The 23902-nt window shown below is 62.2% G+C and carries 20 protein-coding genes; 14 read left to right on the top strand and 6 right to left on the bottom strand.

Going from position 1 to position 23902, the window contains the following annotated elements; all coding sequences use genetic code 11:
* Positions 1 to 11 precede the first annotated feature (11 nt).
* Together tsf and rpsB are read right to left on the bottom strand one after the other, a co-directional pair.
* On the bottom strand, positions 12 to 878 hold the full coding sequence (tsf, locus tag FW796_RS02810) for a translation elongation factor Ts (protein ID WP_346635931.1): 867 nt from the start codon (positions 876 to 878) through the stop codon (positions 12 to 14).
* Between the two features lie 203 nt (positions 879 to 1081).
* Positions 1082 to 1819: a 30S ribosomal protein S2 gene (rpsB, locus tag FW796_RS02815; protein WP_011059524.1), complete on the bottom strand. Its 738-nt coding sequence runs from the start codon at positions 1817 to 1819 to the stop codon at positions 1082 to 1084.
* A gap of 407 nt (positions 1820 to 2226) precedes the next feature.
* On the opposite strand from rpsB, the gene map reads away from it, so the two are divergent.
* The 3 genes from map to dapC are packed head-to-tail and all read left to right on the top strand — an operon-like array spanning position 2227 to position 6998.
* Entirely contained in the window at positions 2227 to 3009 is a 783-nt protein-coding gene (gene map, locus FW796_RS02820) for a type I methionyl aminopeptidase (RefSeq protein WP_068580424.1), read from the top strand.
* Between the two features lie 48 nt (positions 3010 to 3057).
* Positions 3058 to 5760 carry a [protein-PII] uridylyltransferase gene (locus tag FW796_RS02825; protein WP_446438992.1) on the top strand — a complete coding sequence of 901 codons (2703 nt, stop codon included), beginning with the start codon at positions 3058 to 3060 and terminating at the stop codon, positions 5758 to 5760.
* 38 nt (positions 5761 to 5798) lie between these two features.
* Positions 5799 to 6998, top strand: coding sequence for a succinyldiaminopimelate transaminase (dapC, locus tag FW796_RS02830; RefSeq protein WP_404938333.1), 1200 nt, complete (start codon positions 5799 to 5801; stop codon positions 6996 to 6998).
* 72 nt (positions 6999 to 7070) lie between these two features.
* Here the strand turns inward: dapC and FW796_RS02835 are convergent, their stop codons facing one another.
* Positions 7071 to 8717 (bottom strand): Na+/H+ antiporter, encoded by a 1647-nt coding sequence (locus FW796_RS02835; protein WP_446438993.1) that lies wholly within the window; start codon positions 8715 to 8717, stop codon positions 7071 to 7073.
* A gap of 237 nt (positions 8718 to 8954) precedes the next feature.
* On the opposite strand from FW796_RS02835, the gene FW796_RS02840 reads away from it, so the two are divergent.
* The 4 genes from FW796_RS02840 (at position 8955) to FW796_RS02855 (ending at position 12068) form a co-directional block, all read left to right on the top strand.
* Complete coding sequence (locus FW796_RS02840) at positions 8955 to 9317, top strand: ArsC family reductase (RefSeq protein WP_346633435.1); 363 nt, start codon at positions 8955 to 8957, stop codon at positions 9315 to 9317.
* Between the two features lie 33 nt (positions 9318 to 9350).
* Complete coding sequence (dapD, locus tag FW796_RS02845) at positions 9351 to 10385, top strand: 2,3,4,5-tetrahydropyridine-2,6-dicarboxylate N-succinyltransferase (protein ID WP_015634328.1); 1035 nt, start codon at positions 9351 to 9353, stop codon at positions 10383 to 10385.
* 76 nt (positions 10386 to 10461) lie between these two features.
* Entirely contained in the window at positions 10462 to 11667 is a 1206-nt protein-coding gene (locus tag FW796_RS02850; RefSeq protein ID WP_346633436.1) for an aminotransferase class V-fold PLP-dependent enzyme, read from the top strand.
* Positions 11664 to 12068, top strand: coding sequence for a SufE family protein (locus FW796_RS02855; protein ID WP_404938329.1), 405 nt, complete (start codon positions 11664 to 11666; stop codon positions 12066 to 12068). Before FW796_RS02850 ends, FW796_RS02855 begins: the two co-directional genes overlap by 4 nt.
* A 130-nt stretch (positions 12069 to 12198) precedes the next feature.
* On the opposite strand, the gene tcdA is transcribed toward FW796_RS02855, so the two are convergent.
* The gene (gene tcdA, locus FW796_RS02860) at positions 12199 to 13011 is read right to left on the bottom strand and encodes a tRNA cyclic N6-threonylcarbamoyladenosine(37) synthase TcdA (RefSeq protein ID WP_430962721.1); all 813 of its coding nucleotides are present in this window, start codon (positions 13009 to 13011) and stop codon (positions 12199 to 12201) included.
* 217 nt (positions 13012 to 13228) lie between these two features.
* Here tcdA and FW796_RS02865 point away from each other — a divergent pair, with 217 nt between their 5' ends.
* The 4 genes from FW796_RS02865 (at position 13229) to FW796_RS02880 (ending at position 18434) form a co-directional block, all read left to right on the top strand.
* Positions 13229 to 15823, top strand: coding sequence for a glycosyltransferase (locus tag FW796_RS02865; RefSeq protein ID WP_346633438.1), 2595 nt, complete (start codon positions 13229 to 13231; stop codon positions 15821 to 15823).
* Positions 15824 to 16009: 186 nt separating this feature from the next.
* A complete protein-coding gene (gene dapE / locus FW796_RS02870; RefSeq protein WP_346633439.1) occupies positions 16010 to 17161 on the top strand; it encodes a succinyl-diaminopimelate desuccinylase in 1152 nt (383 codons plus the stop codon).
* Positions 17161 to 17970, top strand: a complete 810-nt coding sequence (locus FW796_RS02875; protein ID WP_404938325.1) for a putative RNA methyltransferase — start codon at positions 17161 to 17163, stop codon at positions 17968 to 17970. The genes dapE and FW796_RS02875 overlap by 1 nt, the downstream gene beginning before the upstream one ends.
* Before the next feature lie 86 nt (positions 17971 to 18056).
* Complete coding sequence (locus tag FW796_RS02880; RefSeq protein WP_346633441.1) at positions 18057 to 18434, top strand: hypothetical protein; 378 nt, start codon at positions 18057 to 18059, stop codon at positions 18432 to 18434.
* 103 nt (positions 18435 to 18537) lie between these two features.
* On the opposite strand, the gene FW796_RS02885 is transcribed toward FW796_RS02880, so the two are convergent.
* A complete protein-coding gene (locus tag FW796_RS02885) occupies positions 18538 to 18747 on the bottom strand; it encodes a cold-shock protein (protein ID WP_011059510.1) in 210 nt (69 codons plus the stop codon).
* A 247-nt stretch (positions 18748 to 18994) separates the two neighbouring features.
* Between FW796_RS02885 and plsB the strand changes: the two genes are divergently transcribed.
* Genes plsB through FW796_RS02900 form a run of 3 tightly spaced genes read left to right on the top strand, consistent with a single transcriptional unit; the run spans position 18995 to position 22663 of the window.
* Complete coding sequence (plsB, locus tag FW796_RS02890; protein WP_346633442.1) at positions 18995 to 21499, top strand: glycerol-3-phosphate 1-O-acyltransferase PlsB; 2505 nt, start codon at positions 18995 to 18997, stop codon at positions 21497 to 21499.
* 51 nt (positions 21500 to 21550) lie between these two features.
* Positions 21551 to 21949 carry a YbaY family lipoprotein gene (locus tag FW796_RS02895; RefSeq protein ID WP_346633443.1) on the top strand — a complete coding sequence of 133 codons (399 nt, stop codon included), beginning with the start codon at positions 21551 to 21553 and terminating at the stop codon, positions 21947 to 21949.
* Between the two features lie 24 nt (positions 21950 to 21973).
* On the top strand, positions 21974 to 22663 hold the full coding sequence (locus FW796_RS02900) for a DUF4197 domain-containing protein (protein ID WP_102878539.1): 690 nt from the start codon (positions 21974 to 21976) through the stop codon (positions 22661 to 22663).
* A gap of 59 nt (positions 22664 to 22722) precedes the next feature.
* Here the strand turns inward: FW796_RS02900 and FW796_RS02905 are convergent, their stop codons facing one another.
* A complete protein-coding gene (locus FW796_RS02905) occupies positions 22723 to 23898 on the bottom strand; it encodes an aromatic ring-hydroxylating oxygenase subunit alpha (protein WP_446438994.1) in 1176 nt (391 codons plus the stop codon).
* Positions 23899 to 23902 lie beyond the last annotated feature (4 nt).

The raw sequence follows: 23902 nt of genomic DNA on the forward strand, positions 1-23902 counted from the left end.
GAAAAACCGTCTTACTGTTGCTTGGCAGCAGCCAGTTGTGCAGCAACTTCTTCAGCGAAGTTGTCTTCTTTCTTCTCGATGCCTTCACCTACTGCGAAACGGGTGAAGGAAACGATTTCAGCGCCGCCTTTCTTGGCCAGAGCACCTACGGTGATTTCTGGATCCTTGACGAAAGCCTGCTCAACCAGACTGGCTTCAGCCAGGAACTTGCTGATACGGCCAGCGATCATTTTTTCAACGATTTCGGCTGGCTTGCCTTTCATCTTGTCTTCGTTCAGCTGCAGGAACACAGCTTTTTCGCGCTCGATGGCTTCGGCGGAAACTTGCGACGGCAGCAGGAACTCAGGGTTGCTTGCCGCTACGTGCATGGCGATGTCTTTGGCCAGGTCAACGGAACCGCCCTTCAGGACAACCGCAACACCGATCTTGTTACCGTGCAGGTAAGTACCGACCACGTCACCTTCAACGCGAGCCAGACGACGGATGTTGACGTTCTCGCCAGTCTTGCCCACCAGGATCAGACGGTCAGCTTCTTGAGCTTCGATCAGCGGAGCTGCGTCGGTCAGCTTGTCAGCGAAAGCTTTTTCCACGCTGGCAGCAACGAATGCCTTGAAGTCGTCCTGCAGAGCCAGGAAGTCGGTCTGCGAGTTCACTTCCAGCAGGACAGCGACTTTACCGTCGTCCTTGATGGCAATAGCGCCTTCAGCAGCTACGTTGCCTGCTTTCTTGGCAGCCTTGATGGCGCCGGAAGCACGCATGTCATCAATGGCTTTCTCGATGTCGCCGCCAGCCTTGGTCAAGGCCTTTTTGCAATCCATCATGCCTTCGCCGGTACGCTCGCGCAGTTCTTTGACCAACGCTGCAGTAATCTCTGCCATTTTCAAAATCCTCTTGGATAGGTTTTCAACCATTCCACCCGATCGAACGGGCGTTCAATTCTTGGGCGCTACCTCGAACTCATTTCATAACAGCCCCGCATTACAGAAACTGTCAGGGCGCAAAGACGAAATGATTTTCGAGTTGGCAAAAAGGGGGCCAAGCCCCCTTTTTGCGTACTGAGTAAACGCTAAGCGTCAGTTACTCAGGCTTCAGCCGCCGGTGCTGCAGCTTCTTCGAACACTTCAGTGCCGCCAGCAACGTTGTTGCGACCACGGATCACAGCGTCAGCCATCGAACCCATGTACAGCTGGATGGCGCGAATGGCGTCATCGTTGCCTGGGATGATGTAGTCAACGCCTTCCGGGCTGCTGTTGGTATCGACAACGCCGATGACCGGGATGCCCAGCTTGTTGGCTTCGGTGATCGCGATGCGCTCGTGGTCAACGTCGATCACGAACAGTGCGTCAGGCAGGCCGCCCATGTCCTTGATACCACCCAGGGAACGATCCAGCTTTTCCAGATCGCGAGTGCGCATCAGCGCCTCTTTCTTGGTCAGCTTGGCGAAGGTGCCGTCTTCTGCTTGCACTTCAAGGTCACGCAGACGCTTGATGGAAGCACGGATGGTTTTGTAGTTGGTCAGCATGCCGCCCAACCAGCGGTGATCGACGTACGGCGAACCGCAACGTGCTGCTTCTTCAGCAACGATCTTGCCAGCGGAACGCTTGGTGCCGACGAACAGAATCTTGTTTTTGCCCTGGGCCAGACGCTCTACGAAAGTCAGAGCTTCGTTGAACATTGGCAGGGTTTTTTCAAGGTTGATGATGTGAATCTTGTTGCGCGCACCGAAAATGTACTTACCCATTTTCGGGTTCCAGTAACGAGTTTGGTGACCGAAGTGCACACCGGCCTTCAGCATATCGCGCATGTTGACTTGGGACATGATAGTTCCTTAATAAGTCGGGTTAGGCCTCCACGTATCCCAATGACCAACCAACAGCATGTGCTGAGGGCACCCAGGTCATCGTGTCGACACGTGTGTGGGTTTGAGCTTTTCGGGGCATCCCCGGAAAGCGGCGCATTTTATACCACAGCGTGGGCCAAAACGGAACCCGGATTCACATCCTCCGCTCCGTGCAGTTTTTGCCCTGCTCTTGGATTCAGCCCAGAATGCACCATTGTATAGAGACAAGCGCCAGCAGAACCTCAGATTTGCGCTGAGCCTCTGTTAGAATCGCACCTTTGCGGCTTCTGAAAACCTCACCGGTTCCATCCCGGTTCCAGCCTTGCAGGGGCAGGTTTTCAAGCCATTCCGTGTTTACCGCGCCATTGAGCGTCAAGAGAGCCTGTATGACCGTCACCCTCAAAACTCCCGAGGACATCGCCAAAATGCGTGTCGCCGGCAAACTGGCCGCCGAAGTCCTGGAAATGATTGCCGAGCATGTCAAACCCGGTGTCACCACCGAAGAACTGGACCGCATCTGCCATGACTACATCGTCAATGTGCAGGGTGCGATCCCGGCACCGCTGAACTACAAGGGCTTCCCCAAGTCCATCTGCACCTCGATCAATCATGTGGTGTGCCACGGCATTCCCAACGAGAAGCCGCTGAAGGATGGCGACACCCTGAACATCGACGTCACCGTCATCAAGGATGGCTACCACGGTGACACCAGCCGCATGTTCCACGTCGGCACCGTCCCGGTCTGGGCCGAGCGCCTGTCGCAGATCACCCAGGAATGCATGTACAAAGCCATCGAACTGGTGAAACCGGGCTGCCGCCTGGGCGACATCGGCGAAGTGATCCAGAAACACGCGGAAAAGAACGGCTTCTCGGTGGTTCGCGAGTTCTGCGGCCACGGCATCGGCAAGGTGTTCCACGAAGAGCCGCAGATCCTGCACTACGGTCGCGCGGGCACCGGCATGGAACTCAAGGCCGGCATGACCTTCACCATCGAGCCGATGATCAACCAGGGCAAGGCTGACACCAAGGTACTGGGCGACGGCTGGACCGCCATCACCAAGGACCGCAAGCTCTCGGCACAGTGGGAGCACACCCTGCTGGTCACCGAAACCGGCTATGAGATCTTCACCCTGCGCAGCGATGACACCATCGCCCGGGTGTCTGCCTGATCCACAACGCCGCATCCCGACCTTATAGATAGACAGGAAAGCCAATCGATGCCGCAGGTGGACCCCGAACTCTTCGACCGTGGCCAGTTCCAGGCGGAACTGGCACTGAAGGCCAGCCCCATCGCCGCTTTCAAGAAAGCCATCCGTCAGGCACGAGAAGTGCTCGACAACCGCTTTCGCAGCGGACGGGAAATCCGTCGGCTGATCGAAGACCGCGCCTGGTTCATCGATAACATCCTGCAAAAGGCCTGGGACCAGTTCAGCTGGAGCGAAGACGCCGACATTGCCCTGGTGGCGGTCGGCGGCTACGGCCGCGGCGAGCTTCACCCCTATTCCGATATCGACCTGCTGATCCTTCTGGACAGTGCCGATCACGAGATCTTTCGCGACTCCATCGAACGCTTTCTTACCCTCCTCTGGGACATTGGCCTGGAAGTCGGGCAAAGCGTGCGTTCGGTGGACGAATGCGCCGAAGAGGCCCGGGCCGACCTGACGGTAATCACCAACCTGATGGAAAGCCGCACCATTGCCGGCCCCGAGCAACTGCGCCAGCGCATGCTGGACGTCACCAGCACCGCACATATGTGGCCGAGCAAGGACTTCTTCCTGGCCAAGCACACCGAGCAGAAAGCCCGCCACCACAAGTACAACGACACCGAATACAACCTGGAGCCAAACGTCAAAGGCTCCCCCGGCGGCCTGCGGGATATCCAGACCATTCTCTGGGTCGCCCGCCGTCAGTACGGGACCCTGAATCTGCGAGCCCTGGCCGGCGAAGGCTTCCTGGTGGAAAGCGAGAACGCCTTGCTGGCCTCCTCCCAAGAGTTCCTGTGGAAGGTCCGCTACGCCCTGCACATGCTCGCCGGCCGCGCCGAAGACCGCCTGCTGCTGGACCACCAGCGCTCCATCGCCGAACTGCTGGGCTTCAGCGGTGAAGACGCCAAGCAATCCATCGAAAGCTTCATGCAGCAGTACTACCGGGTGGTGATGAGCATCGCCCAGCTGAGCGACCTGATCATCCAGCACTTCGAAGAAGTGATCCTCGCCCCCGAGGACGAAGCTGCGCCGCAGCCGATCAACGCCCGCTTCCAACTGCACGACGGCTACATCGAGGCGATCAACGACAACGTGTTCAAGCGCACGCCGTTCGCCATGCTGGAAATCTTTGTGCTGATGGCCCAGCACCCGGAAATCAAGGGCGTACGGGCCGACACCATCCGCCTGCTGCGGGAACACCGGCACCTGATCGACGACGATTTTCGTCACGATATCCGCAACACCAGCCTGTTCATCGAACTGTTCAAATGCGAGATCGGGATTCACAGGAACCTGCGACGGATGAACCGCTACGGCATCCTCGGGCGTTACCTGCCGGAATTCGGCTTCATCGTCGGGCAGATGCAGCACGATCTGTTCCACATCTATACGGTGGACGCCCACACGCTGAATCTGATCAAGCACCTGCGCAAGATGCAGTACACGCCGATCTCCGAGAAATTCCCGCTGGCCAGCAAGCTCATGGGCAAGCTGCCCAAGCCCGAGCTGATCTATCTGGCCGGCCTGTACCACGACATCGGCAAGGGCCGCCACGGTGACCACTCGGAAATCGGTGCAGTGGATGCCGAAGCCTTCTGCGTGCGCCACCAGCTGCCTCTCTGGGACACCCGGTTGATCGTCTGGCTGGTGCAGAACCACCTGGTGATGTCCACCACCGCCCAGCGCAAGGACCTGTCCGACCCGCAGGTGATCCACGACTTCGCCCAGAGCGTGGTCGACCAGACCCGTCTCGACTACCTCTACGTACTCACGGTCGCCGACATCTACGCCACCAACCCGACCCTGTGGAACTCCTGGCGCGCCAGCCTGTTGCGCCAGCTCTACACCGAAACCAAGCGCGCCCTGCGGCGCGGCCTGGAAAACCCGGTGGACCGCGAAGAGCAGATCCGCCAGACCCAAAGCGCCGCCCTGGACATTCTGGTGCGCAACGGCACCGATCCGGACGAAGTCGAGCAGCTCTGGTCGCAACTGGGAGACGACTACTTCCTGCGTCACACCGCCGGCGATGTGGCCTGGCATAGCGACGCGATCCTCCAGCAACCGGCCGATGGCGGGCCACTGGTGCTAATCAAGGAAATCACCCAGCGCGAGTTCGAGGGTGGCACCCAGATCTTCATCTACGCCCCGGACCAGCACGACTTCTTCGCCGTGACCGTGGCCGCCATGGACCAGCTCAACCTGAACATCCATGACGCGCGCATCATTACCTCCAGCAGCCAGTTCACCCTCGACACCTACATCGTCCTGGACAACGACGGCGAGTCCATCGGCAACAACCCGCAGCGGGTCGAGCAGATCCGCAAGGGACTGACCGACGCCCTGCGCAACCCCGACGACTACCCGACCATCATCCAGCGCCGGGTGCCGCGCCAGCTCAAGCATTTTGCCTTCGCCCCTGAGGTGACCATCCACAACGACGCCCAGCGCCCGGTCACCGTGCTGGAGCTCAGCGCCCCGGATCGTCCGGGCCTGCTGGCGCGGATCGGCAAGATCTTCCTGGAGTTCGACCTGTCGCTGCAAAACGCCAAGATCGCCACCTTGGGCGAGCGCGTGGAAGACGTGTTCTTCATTACCGACGCACACAACCAGCCTCTTTCCGACCCACAGCTGTGCAGCCGCTTGCAGGATGCGATCGTCGAACAGTTGAGTGTCAGCCACGAACCGACTATCGAAATGACCCGCCTGAGCATCTGACAGGTCTGAACCGCCGCTTTGAGTGAGAAAACGCACCAATGAACAACGCTCTGAACCAGCTGCAACCCTACCCGTTCGAAAAGCTGCGCGCCTTGCTCGGCACAGTGACCCCCAATCCGGACAAGCGCCCCATCGCCCTGTCCATCGGCGAACCCAAACATCGCTCGCCCAGCTTTGTCGCCGAGGCCCTGGCCAGCAATCTCGACCAGATGGCGGTCTACCCCACCACCCTGGGCATCCCCGTCCTGCGTGAAGCCATCGGCGGCTGGTGCGAGCGACGCTTCGGCGTGCCGACCGGCTGGATCGACCCGACGCGTAACGTCCTGCCGGTCAACGGCACCCGCGAAGCGCTGTTCGCCTTCACCCAGACCGTGGTCAACCGCGGCGACGACGCGCTGGTGGTCAGCCCCAACCCCTTCTATCAGATCTACGAAGGCGCAGCCTTCCTCGCCGGGGCCAAGCCGCACTACCTGCCGTGCCTCGACGAAAACGGCTTCAACCCGGACTTCGACGCCGTGCCGGCCGAAATCTGGCAGCGCTGCCAGATCCTCTTCCTGTGCTCCCCAGGCAACCCCACCGGCGCGCTGATCCCGCTGGACACCCTGAAGAAACTGATCGCCCTGGCCGATGAGCACGACTTCGTGATTGCCGCCGACGAGTGCTACAGCGAGCTGTACTTCGACGAACAGACCCCGCCGCCGGGCCTGCTCAGCGCCTGCGTCGAGCTGGGCCGCAAGGACTTCAAGCGCTGCGTGGTGTTCCACAGCCTGTCCAAGCGCTCCAACCTGCCGGGCCTGCGCTCCGGTTTCGTCGCCGGCGACGCGGACATCCTCAAGGGTTTCCTGCTGTACCGCACCTACCACGGCTGCGCCATGCCGGTGCAAACCCAGTTGGCCAGCGTCGCCGCCTGGAACGATGAAGTGCACGTACGCGCCAACCGCGCCTTGTACCGCGAGAAGTTCGATGCAGTGCTGGCGATTCTCTCGCCCGTGATGGACGTACAGCGCCCGGATGGCAGCTTCTATCTGTGGCCGAACGTGGCCGGGGATGACGCTGCCTTCTGCCGCGACCTGTTCGAGCAAGAGCACGTGACCGTGGTCCCGGGTTCCTACCTGTCGCGGGATGTGGACGGTACTAACCCAGGCGCTGGGCGTGTGCGCATGGCGCTGGTCGCGCCGCTGGCGGAGTGCGTGGAAGCAGCGGAACGGATTCGCGATTTCGTTCTGCGTCGCGCTTGAGACCCTTCGCCGGCCAGCCGGCTCCTACCCCCTCCTGGTAGGAGCCGGCTGGCCGGCGAAAGCGTTATTCGCTCACTTCACCTGCCCCAGATTCGCCTCGCTCAAATCCAGGTCCGCCAACACCTCGCGCAGTACATCGTCACCGATCTGGTGATGTCGGCTCAGGCGGTACAACTCCAGCCGTTGCGCCCGCAGGGCCTTGAGCCGCAGGCGCCGTTCCAGCAAGTCCATCTGCAATGCCAGGGCCTGAGCCTCCGCGGAATCGTTGTAGACCTCCAACTGATGCCGGTACTCAGCCATCAAACGGCCCTTGAGCTCGGTGGCCAGTGCCGCCTGGGCCGCATCGGGGGCCTCATTGGTTTCAGCCACTTCCTCGGCTTCCAGGGCATGGATCGCCGCCTCGGCGGTCTTGCGCCAGGCATCGCGGACTTCCCCACGGCGTTTGTCGTCCGGGCTTTTGACGATACCGCGCAACAGCAGCGGCAGGGCAATGCAGGCCGCCACCAGGGACAGCAGAATCACTCCGGCGGCGATAAAGATCAGCAGGTCACGCTCGGGAAATGCCTCCCCGACGCCCAGGAACAAGGGCACCGACATCACACCGGCCAAGGTCACCGCCCCACGTACCCCACCCACAGTCAGCAACCAGCAGGAGCGCGCCGTGGGCACCAGGGTCAGCTCGCCCTTGCCGCGCCAGCGCCGCAGCAGCCCGGACAGACGCCAGATGCTCTGCACCCAGATAAAGCGCAACACCAACAGCACCAGGAAGATCGCCAGCACATCCAGGCAGCGATAGAACAGGGTCGGCCAGAGCGAAGTCTCATGGCTGACCACAGCCTTGATGATGTCAGGCAACTGCAGCCCCAACAGTAGAAAGATCAGGCCATTGAAGGCGAACTCCAGCAGCGACCAGACGCTGCGATTGAGCAGTCGGGTGCTGGTCTGGCGCGGCAGCAGGTCGAGCCAGCTCTGCATCATTCCCGCCGCCACCGCCGAGAGAATGCCCGAGGCCCCCAGGCGCTCGGCCAGCACATAAGCCGCAAACGGCAATAGCAACATGAACACCACATGGGTCGCCGGATCGTCCCAGCCTCGGGCGATCATCCAGGCCCGCAGGCGCCCGACCAGCCAGCTCAGGGCCACACCGACCGCCAAGCCACCCACCGCCACCAGCACAAAGGTCAGGCTGGCATTGGCCAGAGAAAACACTCCGGTAACGGCGGCCACCAGGGCGAACTTGAAAGTCACCAGGCCCGAGGCATCGTTCATCAGGGCCTCGCCCTGGAGCATGTGCATCAGCGGGGTTGGCAGGCGGTTCTGGGAGATGGCCGACACCGCTACAGCGTCGGTGGGCGACAGCACCGCGGCCAGAGCGAAAGCCACCGGCAACGGGATGGTCGGCAGCAGCCAGTGAATGAAATACCCGGCCCCGACCACGGTGAACAGCACCAGGCCCACCGCCAGGGTCAGGATCGGGCCTCGCAAGCGCCAGAACTCGCGCTTGGGCATGCGCCAACCGTCGGAAAACAACAGGGGCGGCAGGAACAGGAAAAGGAACAGTTCCGGATCCAGGGCCACGTGCAAACCCAGGGTCGGCCAGGCCAGCAAGGCGCCGGCGGCAATCTGCACCAGAGGCAAGGGCAGCGGAATCACCCGTCCGACCAATCGTGAGAGGCTCACCAGCATCAGCAGGATGAGGACGGTATAGGCAGTTTGCATAAAGCGAAAATCCAAGGCTCAACAAGAAAAATCGTACTCATCTCAGCTGAGAATCGCCGACGAAGTGCCATATTAGCCGCTTAAACTCGGTACTGACCGCTGCACAAAAGTCGCAACCCCCATGATCTGCTGTGCAACAACCTGCGACAAAGCCGATTTCAGGCCGACGCCGAAGCGCTGCGGTCGTGGCATAATCCGTGACCTTTCATCTCCAGCATCTCCAAAGGGGGCAATTCCTTGACCGCTTCAAGCAAAACGTTGCACCTTTTCGGCATCAAAGCCTGTGACACCATGAAAAAGGCGCGCACCTGGCTCGATGAACACGCTGTCAGCTATGACTTCCATGATTACAAAACCTCCGGCATTGACCGTGAGCACCTGAATCAGTGGTGCGACGAGCACGGCTGGCAGGTGGTGTTGAACCGCGCGGGCACGACCTTTCGCAAACTCGATGACGAAAGCAAAGCCGATCTCGACCAGGCGAAAGCCGTTGAACTGATGCTCGCGCAACCTTCGATGATCAAGCGCCCGGTGCTCGACCTCGGAGACAAGACCCTGGTTGGCTTCAAGCCAGACCTTTACGCAGCGGCGCTCAAGTAAGCCTGCTCACTCTATTTCGCAAGAGGTAACTGCATGTCCACTACTCTGTTCAGCCTGGCATTCGGTGTCGGCACCCAAAATCGTCAAGGCGCCTGGCTGGAAGTGTTCTACGCATCGCCACTGCTCAACCCTGCCGCCGAAATCGTTGCCGCTGTCGCACCGATCCTCGGTTACAGCGAAGGCAACCAGGCCATCACCTTCACCACTGCCCAGGCCGCGCAAATGGCCGACGCGCTGAAGAGCATCGACGCCACCCAGGCCGCCCTGCTGACCCGCCTGGCCGAAAGCCACAAGCCGCTGGTCGCCACCCTGCTGGCCGAAGACGCCCAGCTGACCTCCACTCCAGAGGCCTACCTGAAGCTGCATCTGCTGTCCCACCGTCTGGTCAAGCCGCACGGCCTGAGCCTGGCTGGGGTGTTCCCGCTGCTGCCGAACGTGGCCTGGACCAGCCAGGGCGCGATCGATCTGGGCGAGTTGGCCGAGCGCCAACTGGAAGCGCGCCTGCGCGGCGAGCTGCTGGAAGTGTTCTCCGTGGACAAGTTCCCGAAAATGACCGACTACGTGGTGCCGAGCGGCGTGCGTATCGCTGACAGCGCGCGGATCCGCCTGGGCGCCTACATCGGCGAAGGCACCACCGTCATGCACGAAGGCTTCGTCAACTTCAACGCTGGCACCGAAGGCCCGGGCATGATCGAAGGCCGCGTATCGGCTGGCGTGTTCGTCGGCAAAGGTTCGGACCTGGGCGGCGGTTGCTCCACCATGGGCACCCTGTCGGGTGGCGGCAACATCGTGATCAAGGTCGGCGAAGGCTGCCTGATCGGCGCCAACGCCGGTATCGGCATTCCGTTGGGCGACCGCAACACCGTGGAGTCGGGCCTGTACGTGACCGCCGGCACCAAGGTGGCGCTGCTGGACGAGAACAACCAGTTGGTCAAAGTGCTCAAGGCCCGTGAATTGGCCGGCCAGCCGGACCTGCTGTTCCGTCGCAACTCGGAAACCGGCGCCGTGGAGTGCAAGACCCACAAGTCGGCCATCGAGCTGAACGAAGCGCTGCACGCTCACAACTAAGCAGCGATTCGGTTTCACTGGAACCGGCCGGGCGCTTATCATCGGCGCCCGGCCTGTTCAAACGAGTTCTGCCACCATGCTTGTACCCTCCCCCTGGCGCGCCGACTTCCCGGCCATCGCCGCCCTGCATCGCCAGGACCAGACGTACCTGGACAACGCCGCCACCACGCAAAAACCCCAAGCCCTGCTGGACGCCCTGGCCCACTACTACGCCAATGGCGCGGCCAACGTGCATCGCGCGCAGCACCTGCCCGGTGCCCACGCTACCCAGGCTTTCGAGGACAGTCGCCGCAAGGTCGGCCAATGGCTGAATGCCGGTGACAGCGGGCAGATCGTCTTCACCCACGGCGCCACTTGCGCGCTGAACCTCCTGGCTTATGGCCTGGAGCATCAATTTGAAAGCGGCGATGAGATCGTCATCAGCGCCCTTGAGCACCATGCCAACCTGCTGCCCTGGCAACAGTTGGCCCAACGTCGCGATCTCAAGCTGCTGATCCTGCCCCTGGATGCCGACGGTCTGATCGACATCGATGCGGCAAGCCGCCTGATTGGCCCGCGCACTCGCCTGCTGGCGGTGAGCCAGTTGTCCAATGTGCTTGGCGCCTGGCAACCCTTGACGCCACTGCTGGCCATGGCCAAGGCCCAGGGCGCACTGACGGTGATCGACGGCGCCCAGGGCGTGGTTCATGGCCGTCACGATGTGCAGGCCCTGGGCTGCGACTTCTATGTGTTCTCCAGCCATAAACTCTATGGTCCGGACGGCGTCGGCGTGCTGTTCGGCCGCCATGCCGCGCTCAAGCGCCTGCGTCATTGGCAGTTCGGCGGAGAAATGGTCCAGGACGCCGACTACCAGCACGCCAGCTTTCGACCGGCGCCCCTGGGGTTCGAGGCCGGCACACCACCAATTGCCGGGGTTATCGGCTTGGGGGCTACCTTGGACTATCTTGGCGCCCTGGATCAGCAAGCAGTCACCGCACATGAAGCCGCGCTGCACGCCTATCTGTTGCAGGGCTTGCAGGCACGCAACGGCATCCGCCTGCTGGGCACACCGCAACTGGCTCTGGTCAGCTTCGTCGTGGACGGCGTGCACAACGCCGACCTGGCGCACCTGCTGACCGAACAGGGCATTGCCGTACGTGCCGGTCACCATTGCGCCATGCCGCTGATGAAGAGCTTCGGCCTCGCCGGGGCGATTCGCGTATCCCTGGCGCTGTACAACGATTCCGAGGACCTGGAGCGCTTCTTCGAGGCTCTGGATCAGGCCTTGGAGCTGCTGCGATGAGCCTGCCGGACGATGCCGTTGCCGCCCTGGAGGTCTTTCAGCAAGCCCCAGGCTGGGAGCAGCGTGCGCGCTTGCTGATGCAATGGGGCGAGCGCCTGCCGGCCCTGGACGAAGCGGACAAGATCGAAGCCAATCGGGTGCTGGGTTGTGAGAGCCAGGTCTGGCTGGTGGCAAGCCTGCATGAGGGGCGCTGGCAGTTCGCCGCCGCCAGCGACGCGCGGCTGATTCGCGGTTTGGTGGCCTTGCTGCTGGCCCGGGTCAATGGCCTGACGGCGCAGCAGTTGCAGGAAGTGGACCTGGCCGACTGGTTCAACCAGTTGGGCCTGTCACGTCAACTCTCGCCATCGCGCAGCAACGGCTTGAATGCCGTACTGCAGCGCATGGGCGAACTGGCTCTATAGGAGCCGCCCACCCTCTGCACCGCAGGAGCCGGCTTGCCGGCGAACAGGGCCTCAAGCCGAGCATCGCCCTCTGGTTCCCTTTCGCTGGCAAGCCAGCTCCTACAACAACCAGCGTCTGTGCAATCCGGCCTTATGCGCCGGGCTTGCTGCGTTCAGATGGGCGGCGCACGCCGGCAACGATCTTGTCTACCGCCTTGGTCGCCGCCACCATGCCGAAGGTCGCGGTGACCATCATCACCGCGCCAAAGCCACCGGCGCAGTCGAGCTTGACCCCATCGCCGACAAAACTCTTTTGCAGGCAGATGCTGCCGTCCGGCTTCGGATAACGCAGCTGCTCGGTGGAAAACACGCAGGGCACGCTGTAATGCCGGGTCACGGTACGCGAGAAACCGTAGTCACGACGCAGGGTGGAACGCACTTTGGAGGCCAATGGGTCGTTGAAGGTGCGGTTCAGGTCGCAGACTTGAATCAGGGTCGGGTCGATCTGCCCGCCGGCGCCGCCGGTGGTGATGATCTGGATCTTGCGCCGCTTGCACCAGGCGATCAGCGCCGCCTTGGCATTCACGCTGTCGATGCAGTCGATCACGCAATCAATGTCCGGGGTGATGTACTCGGCCATGGTGTCCCGGGTGACGAAATCCGCCACCGCGTGCACGGTGCAGTCCGGGTTGATGCCCCGCAGGCGCTCGGCCATGACTTCGACCTTGGGCTTGCCCACGGTGCTGTCCAGGGCATGCAGTTGCCGGTTGCTGTTGCTGACGCAGACATCGTCGAGGTCGAACAGCGAAATTTCGCCCACCCCGCAACGAGCGATGGCTTCCGCCGCCCAAGAACCGACCCCGCCGACCCCGACGATCGCCACATGGGCCGCCCGCAGCCGCTCCAGGCCTTCAATGCCATACAAACGGGCGACGCCGGCAAACCGTGGATCTTCTGTACTCATGACCATCACCTAAAAAACCGGCGCGCATTATAGGGCCTCAAGGCGACAAGTTTTAACCTTGAAGCTACAAGTAAAGAACTTAAACCCGAATACAGTGCCCAAGGTCTGGCTTTCCTCTGTGCGCTGTACGCTCAGTTGAGGGCCGGTGTAGGATGCCCGCCGTTTGGCGCCTGCCAACCCTTCCCTCGTTCCACACCTTTTGGAACCCGAAATAGCTATGTCATCGCGTAAATTTGGACTCAATCTGGTGATAGTGCTGGCCATTGCCGCCCTGTTCACCGGTTTCTGGGCGCTGATCAATCGCCCGGTCTCGGCCCCCGACTGGCCGGAACAGATCTCCGGTTTTTCCTACTCGCCTTTCCAGCAGGGCCAGTTCCCGCAGAAGGACCAGTTCCCGTCCGACGATGAAATGCGTCGCGACCTGGAGATCATGAGCAAGCTGACCGACAACATCCGTACCTATTCGGTGGACGGCAGCCTGCAAGACATTCCCAAGCTGGCGGAAGAGTTCGGCCTGCGGGTCACCCTGGGGATCTGGATCAGCCCGGACCTGGAGCGCAACGAGCGGGAAATCATGCGCGCCATCGAGCTGGCCAACAGCTCCCGCAGCGTAGTCCGCGTAGTGGTGGGCAACGAAGCGATCTTCCGCAAGGAAATCACCGCCGACCAGTTGTCGGTGCTTCTCGACCGGGTCCGCGCCGCGGTGAAAGTCCCGGTCACCACTTCTGAGCAGTGGCACGTCTGGGAAGAACACCCGGAACTGGCCAAGCACGTCGACCTGATCGCCGCGCACATCCTGCCCTACTGGGAGTTCATCCCGGTGGACAAGGCCGGACAGTTCGTCCTCGACCGCGCCCGTGACCTGAAGAAGATGTTTCCGAAAAAACCGCTGCTGCTGTCCGAAGTGGGCTGGCCGAGCAACGGCCGCATGCGCGGTGGGGCTGACGCCAGCCCGGCAGACCAGGCGATCTACCTGCGCACCCTGGTCAACAAGCTCAACCGCCAGGGCTACAACTACTTCGTCATCGAAGCCTTCGACCAGCCGTGGAAGGCCAGTGACGAAGGTTCGGTAGGCGCCTATTGGGGCGTGTTCAACGCCGCGCGCCAGCAGAAGTTCAACTTCGAAGGCCCAGTGGTGGCGATCCCGCAATGGCGGGTACTGGCTATCGGTTCGGTGGTACTGGCGCTGCTGTCTCTGACCCTGCTGATGATCGACGGCTCGGCCCTGCGCCAGCGTGGCCGGACCTTCCTGACCTTCATCGCCTTCCTTTGCGGCTCGGTGCTGGTATGGATCGGCTACGACTACAGCCAGCAATACAGCACCTGGTTCAGCCTGACGGTGGGCTTCCTGCTGGCCCTCGGCGCGCTGGGGGTATTTATCGTACTGCTCACCGAAGCCCATGAACTGGCCGAGGCGGTGTGGATCCACAAGCGCCGGCGCGAGTTCCTGCCGGTGGAAGGCGACTCCAACTATCGGCCGAAAGTCTCGATTCACGTGCCCTGCTACAACGAGCCGCCGGAGATGGTCAAACAGACCCTCAACGCCCTGGCCAACCTCGATTACCCGGACTTCGAAGTCCTGATCATCGACAACAACACCAAGGACCCGGCGGTCTGGGAGCCGGTGCAGGCCTATTGCGAAACCCTGGGCCCGCGCTTCAAGTTCTTCCACGTCGCGCCATTGGCCGGTTTCAAGGGCGGGGCGCTGAACTACCTGCTGCCGCACACCGCCAAGGATGCCGAAGTGATCGCGGTGATCGACTCCGACTACTGCGTCGACCGCAACTGGCTCAAGCACATGGTGCCGCACTTCGCCGATCCGAAGATCGCCATCGTGCAATCGCCCCAGGACTATCGCGACCAGAACGAAAGCACCTTCAAGAAGCTCTGCTATGCGGAATACAAGGGCTTCTTCCATATCGGCATGGTCACTCGCAATGACCGCGACGCGATCATCCAGCACGGCACCATGACCATGACCCGGCGCTCGGTGCTCGAAGAACTGGGCTGGGCCGACTGGTGCATCTGCGAAGATGCCGAGCTGGGTCTGCGGGTGTTCGAGAAAGGCCTGTCGGCGGCGTACCACCACGAAAGCTACGGCAAGGGCCTGATGCCCGATACCTTCATCGACTTCAAGAAGCAGCGTTTCCGCTGGGCCTACGGCGCGATCCAGATCATCAAGCGCCATACCGCCAGCCTGCTGCGCGGCAAGGACACCGAGCTGACCCGTGGCCAGCGTTACCACTTCCTCGCGGGCTGGCTGCCGTGGGTCGCGGACGGCATGAACATCTTCTTCACCCTCGGCGCCCTGCTGTGGTCGGCGGCGATGATCATCGTGCCGCAACGGGTCGACCCGCCGCTGCTGATTTTCGCCATCCCGCCCCTGGCGCTGTTCGTGTTCAAAGTCGGCAAGATCATCTTCCTCTACCGCCGAGCAGTAGGGGTCAACCTCAAGGACGCGTTCTGCGCGGCCCTGGCGGGCCTGGCCTTGTCCCACACCATTGCCAAGGCAGTGCTTTACGGCTTCTTCACCAGCAGCATCCCGTTCTTCCGCACACCGAAGAACGCCGACAACCACGGTTTCTGGGTGGCAATCTCGGAAGCACGGGAAGAGTTGTTCATCATGCTGCTGTTGTGGGGCGCGGCACTGGGGATCTTCCTGGTACAAAAGGGCCTACCAAGCAACGACATGCGCTTCTGGGTGACCATGCTCCTGGTGCAGTCGCTGCCCTATGTGGCGGCACTGGTCATGGCGTTCCTGTCGTCACTGCCAAAACCTTCGGAACAACCCGAGCCGGCTCCTGCAGCCTAAATCGATCCAAAGCACTAAACGGCGGCCTCAGGCCGCCGTTTTGCTTTAAGATACCCGCCATTTTGCGCGCCCCGCCCACCCCTTGTAGGAGCTGGCTTGCCAGCGAACAGAGCGCCACGGTATTTCTGCCCAACCGCCATCGCCGCACAGCCGGCTCCTACACAATGCCTTGCACCGGAGTGACCCATGACGGCCCATGCCGAGCTTTCGCCGACCCTGCAACTTGCCTGTGATCTGATCCGCCGCCCTTCCGTGACGCCGATCGACGCCGACTGCCAGAAGCTGATGATGCAGCGCCTGGGCGACGCCGGCTTCAAGCTGGAACCGATGCGCATCGAGGACGTGGACAACTTCTGGGCCACTCATGGCCAACATGAAGGCCCAGTGCTGTGTTTTGCCGGCCACACCGACGTGGTGCCCACCGGCCCGGTCCAGGCCTGGCAGAACGACCCGTTCGAAGCCCTGATCGACGAACACGGCATGCTTTGCGGTCGCGGCGCGGCGGACATGAAAGGCAGCCTGGCCGCCATGCTGGTGGCCGCCGAGCGTTTCGTCGCCGACTACCCAGACCACAAGGGCTCGGTGGCCTTCCTGATCACCAGCGACGAAGAAGGCCCGGCGCACCACGGCACCAAGGCGGTGGTGGAGCGTCTGGCAGCACGCAAGGAGCGCCTGGACTGGTGCATCGTCGGTGAGCCTTCGAGCACCAGCCTGGTGGGCGACGTGGTCAAGAACGGCCGCCGCGGCTCCCTTGGCGCCAAGCTCACGGTGCGTGGGGTACAGGGCCACGTGGCCTACCCGCACCTGGCCAAGAACCCGATCCACCTGGCGGCGCCGGCCCTGGCGGAATTGGCGGCCGAGCACTGGGACGACGGCAATGCGTTCTTCCCGCCCACCAGCTTCCAGATCTCCAACCTCAACTCCGGCACCGGCGCCACCAACGTGATCCCAGGTGATCTGGTGGCGGTGTTCAACTTCCGCTTCTCCACCGAATCCACCGTTGAAGGCCTGCAACAACGGGTTGCTGCGATCCTCGACAAGCACGGCCTGGACTGGCACGTGGACTGGGCCCTGTCCGGCCTGCCGTTCCTCACCGAACCCGGCGCCCTGCTGGACGCGGTCTCGGCCAGCATCAAGCAGATCACCGGTCGCGAGACTAAGGCGTCCACCAGCGGCGGCACTTCCGACGGGCGTTTCATCGCCACCCTGGGCACCCAGGTGGTGGAGTTGGGCCCGGTCAACGCCACCATCCATCAGGTCAATGAGCGCATCCTGGCCAGTGACCTGGATGTGCTGACCGAGATCTACTACCAGACCCTGATCAAGTTGCTTGCCTGATGCTTGCCTGTCCTCTTTGCAGCGCCCCGCTGAACGCCGTGGACAATGGCGTGGTCTGCCCGGCCGGGCATCGCTTCGACCGTGCTCGCCAGGGTTACCTGAACCTGCTGCCGGTGCAGCACAAGAACAGCCGTGACCCGGGCGACAACCAGGCCATGGTCGAGGCCCGCCGCGATTTCCTCAACGCCGGGCATTACGCCCCGGTGGCCAGACGCCTGGCAGAACTGGCGGCAGAACGCGCGCCCCAGCGCTGGGTCGACATCGGCTGTGGCGAGGGTTACTACACCGCGCAACTGGCCGAGTCCCTGCCCGGTGCCGATGGTTACGCTCTGGATATTTCCCGGGAGGCAGTGAAACGCGCTTGCCGTCGCGCCCCGCAACTGACCTGGATGGTCGCCAGCATGGCGCGCATTCCCCTGGCCGATGCCAGCTGCCAGTTTCTCGCCAGCGTCTTCAGCCCCCTCGACTGGCTGGAGGCCAAGCGCCTGTTGAGCCCCGGCGGCGGCCTGATGAAAGTCGGTCCTACCAGCGGCCACCTGATGGAACTGCGTGAACGCCTGTACGACGAAGTGCGCGAATACACCGACGACAAGCACCTGGCCCTGGTGCCGCCTGGCATGGCCCTGGCTCACAGCGAAACCCTGGAGTTCAAGCTGCGCCTGGAACGCCCGGAAGATCGCGCCAATCTACTGGCCATGACGCCCCACGGCTGGCGCGCCAGCGCCGAACGACGGGCCGCAGTGATCGAGCAGGCCGAGCCTTTCGAGGTCAGCGTGTCGATGCGCTACGATTACTTCGTGCTGCAATAACCCCACTTAACCCAACGACCGCGGGCATGGGCCCGGGGTCGAAGAAATCCGCGAATGGATTTTTCAGACCGGCAATGAGGACATCCATGCGCCAGCCCGATATCGAGATTTACCTGAAAGACGCCGACGTCGACTACAAGGCCATCGCCACCTGGCTCGGCGCCGTGCTCGGCCCTTGCAGCGAGTGGGTACAGAAAGGTCAGACCTACAAATGCACAGCAGGCACAGTACCCGTGACCTGGCTGCCCAAGGCCGTTGGCAAGTGGAACAGCCTGTACCTGGAAAGCGACCAGACCCCGTGGGACGACGACATTGCCTGTGCCCGCGCCGCCTTTGCCGCGCTGAATGTGGAAGTGCGCTGCGCACCGGGCAGTTGGGTCGAGGAAGAAGGTGAAGAGACCGCCGATCGCTGGATTCGCATCAGCACCGACGGCGAAGAAGAGATTACCTGGCGCACCGCCTGAACACCGCATACCCGTAGGAGCCGGCTTGCCGGCGAAGAGGCCTTCAAGACTTGCGTTCGATAGACGGGCGCCTTCGCTGGCAAGCCAGCTCCTACAAGGTTGGTTACAAGCCGACGACGTCTTCGGCTTGCAGACCTTTCTGGCCTTCGACCACGGCGTATTCCACCTGCTGGCCTTCGGTCAGCGAGCGGTGGCCTTCGCCACGGATCGCCCGATAGTGGACAAACACGTCCGCCCCACCTTCACGCTGGATAAAACCGTAGCCCTTGGCGTCGTTGAACCACTTCACGTTGCCGGTCTCACGAGTAGTCATGAATCCATACCTCATTTTTTTATTATTGGATTGGTGCACTGCTACCAAACCTTGAGAACTTTCCCTCAACCTGCCTCTCTATGACTGGAGGCAATACGGCCGCGGGAGAGTCGGCCGAGTATATGACAGGCGTAAAAACTCTCAACTCAATCTTGTTTCGGCGCTTTTTTGCCGATTTTCGACGAATCCGGCACACTACCGCTCCCGAGCAGTTGCTCGGTTTTCTACTCACTCACGCAGAAGCCGTATGACCCGCTCCCCGATCCGCCGTCTTGTGTTTGGCACCTTGCGCCGACTGCTGTACCTCTGGGTCCGCTCGGAAACCATCAACCAGTCGTCCTTCACCCTCGACCTCGACCGCAGCCGGCCGGTGTTCTACGTCCTGCAAAACCCATCCCTGACCGACCTCGCCGTGGTCGATACCGAATGCACCAAGGCCGGGCTGCCACGCCCGGTGCTGCCGGTGTCGGTGGGCAACCTGCTGGAGCCCGCGGCGTTCTTCTACCTGACCCCGGAACCCGACTGGCTCGGCCGCCAGGACAAGCGCGGCGCACCACCGACCCTGACCCGGCTGGTCAGCGCCCTGACCCAGAACGCAGCCGAAGATGCGCAGATCATTCCGGTCAGCGTGTTCTGGGGCCAGTCCCCGGACAGCGAGTCCAGCCCCTGGAAGCTGCTGTTTGCCGACAGTTGGGCGGTCACCGGACGCCTGCGTCGGCTGCTGAGCATCATGATCCTGGGGCGCAAGACCCGGGTGCAGTTCTCGGCCCCGATCAACCTGCGGGAGCTGATCGAGCACAACAAGGGTCACGAGCGCACCGTGCGCATGGCCCAGCGCATCCTGCGGGTGCACTTTCGCAACCTCAAGGCCGCGGTCATCGGCCCGGACATCTCCCACAGGCGCAACCTGGTCAAGGGCCTGCTCAACCAGCCTCTGGTGAAACAGGCGATCCTCGACGAAGCCGAGCGCGAGAAGATCTCCCCGGAAAAGGCCAAGGCCCAGGCCCTGCGCTACGGCAACGAGATCGCCTCGGACTACACCTACACCGCGATCCGCTTCCTGGAAGTGGTGCTGAGCTGGTTCTGGAACAAGATCTACGACGGGATCAAGGTCAACCACCTCGAAGGCGTGCAGAAAATCGCCCAGGGCCACGAAGTGATCTACGTGCCCTGCCACCGCAGCCATATCGACTACCTGCTGCTGTCCTACCTGCTGTTCCGCAACGGCCTGACCCCGCCGCACATCGCCGCCGGGATCAACCTCAACATGCCGGTGATCGGCAGCCTGCTGCGCCGCGGCGGGGCCTTCTTCATGCGCCGCACCTTCAAGGGCAATCCGTTGTACACCTCGGTGTTCAACGAGTACCTGCACACCCTGTTCACCAAGGGCTTCCCGGTGGAGTACTTCGTCGAGGGCGGCCGCTCGCGCACCGGGCGCATGCTGCAGCCCAAGACCGGGATGCTCGCCATCACCCTGCGCAGCTTCCTGCGTTCCTCACGCATGCCCATCGTTTTCGTGCCGGTGTACATCGGCTACGAGCGGGTTCTGGAAGGCCGCACCTACCTGGGCGAACTGCGCGGCGCAAGCAAGAAGAAGGAGTCGATCTTCGACATCTTCAAAGTCATCGGTGCCCTCAAACAGCGCTTTGGCCAGGTGGCGGTGAACTTCGGCGAACCGATCAAACTGGCGGAATTCCTCGACCAGGAACAACCGGACTGGCGCACCCAGGAACTGGGCCCGCAATACCGCCCGGCCTGGCTCAACGAAACCACCAACCGTCTGGGCGAGCGGGTGGCCCAGCACCTCAATGAAGCTGCGGCGATCAACCCGGTAAACCTGGTAGCCCTGGCCCTGCTGTCCACCAGCCGCCTGGCCCTGGACGACCGGGCCATGGCCCGGGTCCTGGACCTGTACCTGGCACTGTTGCGGCGCGTGCCCTACTCGCCCCACACCACCTTGCCGGAAGGCGACGGCCAGGCGCTGATCCAGCACGTCAAGGACATGAATCTGCTGGCCGAGCAGAGCGACGCCCTGGGCAAGATCCTCTACCTGGACGAGCAGAACGCCGTCCTGATGACCTACTACCGCAACAACGTGCTGCACATCTTCGCCCTGCCGGCGCTGCTGGCGAGCTTCTTCCAGAGTTCATCGCGCATGAGCCGCGAACAGATTCTGCGCTACACCCGTGCGCTGTATCCCTACCTGCAGGCGGAGCTGTTCATCCGCTGGCCCCTGGAAGAACTGGATGCGGTGGTGGATCAATGGCTGGAGGCCTTCGTCGAACAGGGCCTGCTGCGCTTCGAGAAAGACCTGTACCTGCGCCCGGCGCCCAGCTCGCGGCATTTTGTTTTGCTGACCCTGCTCTCCAAGAGCATCGCCCAGACCCTGCAGCGCTTCTACATGGCCATTTCCCTGTTGCTCAACAGCGGCCAGAACAGTATCAGCGCCGAAGAACTGGAAGACCTGTGCACCGTCATGGCCCAGCGCCTGTCGATCCTCCATGGCCTCAATGCCCCGGAGTTCTTCGACAAGAGCCTGTTCCGCCACTTCATCCAGACCCTGCTGGATCAAGGCGTGCTGCGCCGCGACGAAGCCGGCAAGCTGAGCTACCACCCACTGCTGGGGGAACTGGCCGAAGGCGCAGCCAAACGGGTGCTGCCGGCGGAGATTCGCCTGTCGATCCGCCAGGTCGCCCTGCACCGCAGCGAAGATGCCGCCGACCAGCTCGCGGCACCGGCGCAAAACGACTAGATTCTTATCGGCGCCGCAGAACCTGCGGCGCCCTCGATACGGAGATCCGTCATGAAAAAACTCACCCTGCTGGCAGCCACTGCGCTGCTTGGAGCCTGCCAAGCCATGCACCCCGCAGCCAGAGCCAGCCTCGACGGCGAAGTCTTCTATCTGCAACGCATCGCCCTGCCGCCTGCCGCCACCTTGAGCGTGAGCCTGCAGGACGTATCCCTGGCGGACGCTCCGGCGGTGGTCCTGGCCGAGCAGAATGGTCCGGTCAAAGGCCAGGTGCCGCTGCCCTTCCACCTCAGCTACGACCCGGCCCAGGTCAAGCCCGGCCACCGCTATGCGGTCAGCGCGCGGATCGAACTGGACGGCAAGCTGATGTTCATCACCACCGAACACAACGGGGTCAACCTCGACGGCAAGGATCCCCAGCCGTTGAAACTCCGTGTCGACGCTGTACGTTAATTTTCATTGCCCAAGGAAGCCGCCATGCTCCGTACCTCGCTCCGTTTCACCAGCCTATGCGCTGGCCTGCTGATCTCCGCCAGTGCCCTGGCCCTGTCCCTGAGCGACCTGTCCCAGGGTGACGCCAGCGGTGGCCTCAAGGATGCCCTGACCCAAGGCGCACAGATCGCCGTCAAACAGCTGGGGACGCCCGGTGGGTTCAGCAACAACCCCGATGTGCGCATCGAACTGCCGGGCAACCTCGGCAAAGTCGCGAAGAAAATGAAACAGTTCGGCATGGGTGATCAGGTCGATCAACTGGAAACCAGCATGAACAAGGCCGCAGAGGCTGCCGTGCCGCAAGCGCAAGCACTGCTGGTGGATGCGGTGAAGAAGATGACCGTGGCTGACGCCAAGGGCATTCTCGCCGGTGGCAAGGACTCCGCCACCCAGTATCTGGACAAGAGCAGCCGCGAGCAGATCCGCGCCAAGTTCCTGCCTATCGTCAAGCAAGCCACCGATCAGGTTGGCCTGGCCAAGCAATACAACTCCTTCGCCGGCCAGGCCGCGACCCTGGGTGTGCTGGATGCCAAGAGCGCCAATATCGAGGGTTACGTGACCGAGCAGGCCCTCAATGGCCTGTTCGAAATGATCGGCAAGCAGGAAGAGACCATTCGCCAGAACCCGGCGGCTGCAGCTACCAGCCTGGCCAAGAAGGTCTTCGGCACCCTCTGATCCGTCCTGCGGCCTTGCCCACTGCCTAGCGGGCAAGGCCACAAGTTGCCGGCGAGCGCTCAGCGCTCGCCGTGTACTTGCAGACTCGCCCCTTCCCGCACCTGTGGATCGTCCAGCGCAACATCCAGCGCCTGGTGAAACCACTTCAACGCCACTTCAAATCGTCCGTGCCACAGCTGCTCGCTGGCTCCGGCGCGAATCCCTGCCTGTACCTGTGCCGCCATGGCGAAGTCTTCCTCCAGGGCGCTGTAGAGAATCTGATTGTTCTTCTGGAAATAGCGCAGCGCCTGGTCACTGGCCGGCTCCTGCTGCAACAAGGTATGCCCGAGGACTCGTGTGGCCAGCGGCCCGTCAGGAAAGACCGTGGAGAAATCCAGGTGATCGGGCTCCACCAGCACCAGGGTATTGGGCCAGAGAAAATACAGCAGGTTGCCGTGGCGGCGCAGGTCCCACTGGCTCTCGGGCAAGTCCCGCAGTTCCTGCAGATTGCGCTTCACATAGAAGTTGCGGATATGCCGGCCATGGCGCTCGAACAGTCCCAGGTTGGGCCAGAACAGATGATCGATGGTCGCCTGATGGGCCTTGGCGACGTGGTAGTTCTCCAGGAAGGTGTCGATGGTCAGCTTCCAGTTCACCGGGCGGCGAATGTCCTGGGGGTCGAACAGGACATGGCGGTCTATGGCGAAACTGTCGAAATCTGCCAGGATCTGTTCACCGAAGAAGGCCGCAAGGTCCAGGGCCGGTCCTGCTGAATGACGCACCCAGACCGTGCCGAAGCGCTCGGCTACCGGCACCTCGGTCAGGTTCAGGCAAGCCCTCTGGATATCGGCAAAACCATAGGCATGGGGAATGCCTCGCAGTTGTCCGTCGGGGTTATAGGACCAACCATGATAAGGACAGACAAACACCCGATTGGCACCGGCAACATCGCTCACCAATTGCGTACCACGGTGCTTGCAGACATTCAGGAAGGCCCGCAGCCGCCCCGAGGGATCGCGGCTCAGCAACAAGGGAGCCAGCAGGTCGCGGGTGAGAAAATGCCCGGCGGCAATTTCCGTCGAGCGCGCCACCAGCAGGGGTTCCCGGAACAGCAGCTGGCGTTCGCGCTGATAACGCTGTTCATCGAGGTAGATCCTGGCGGGCAAGGCACTCGCCGCTTCGGCGCCATCGGAAATGCCCTGCTCGGCCAGCGCCAGGGCTTTCTTGAGTAGCTGTACCTGGGTCGCGTGCTGCATGGGC

The sequence above is a fragment of the Pseudomonas sp. 910_21 genome (assembly GCF_052850735.1).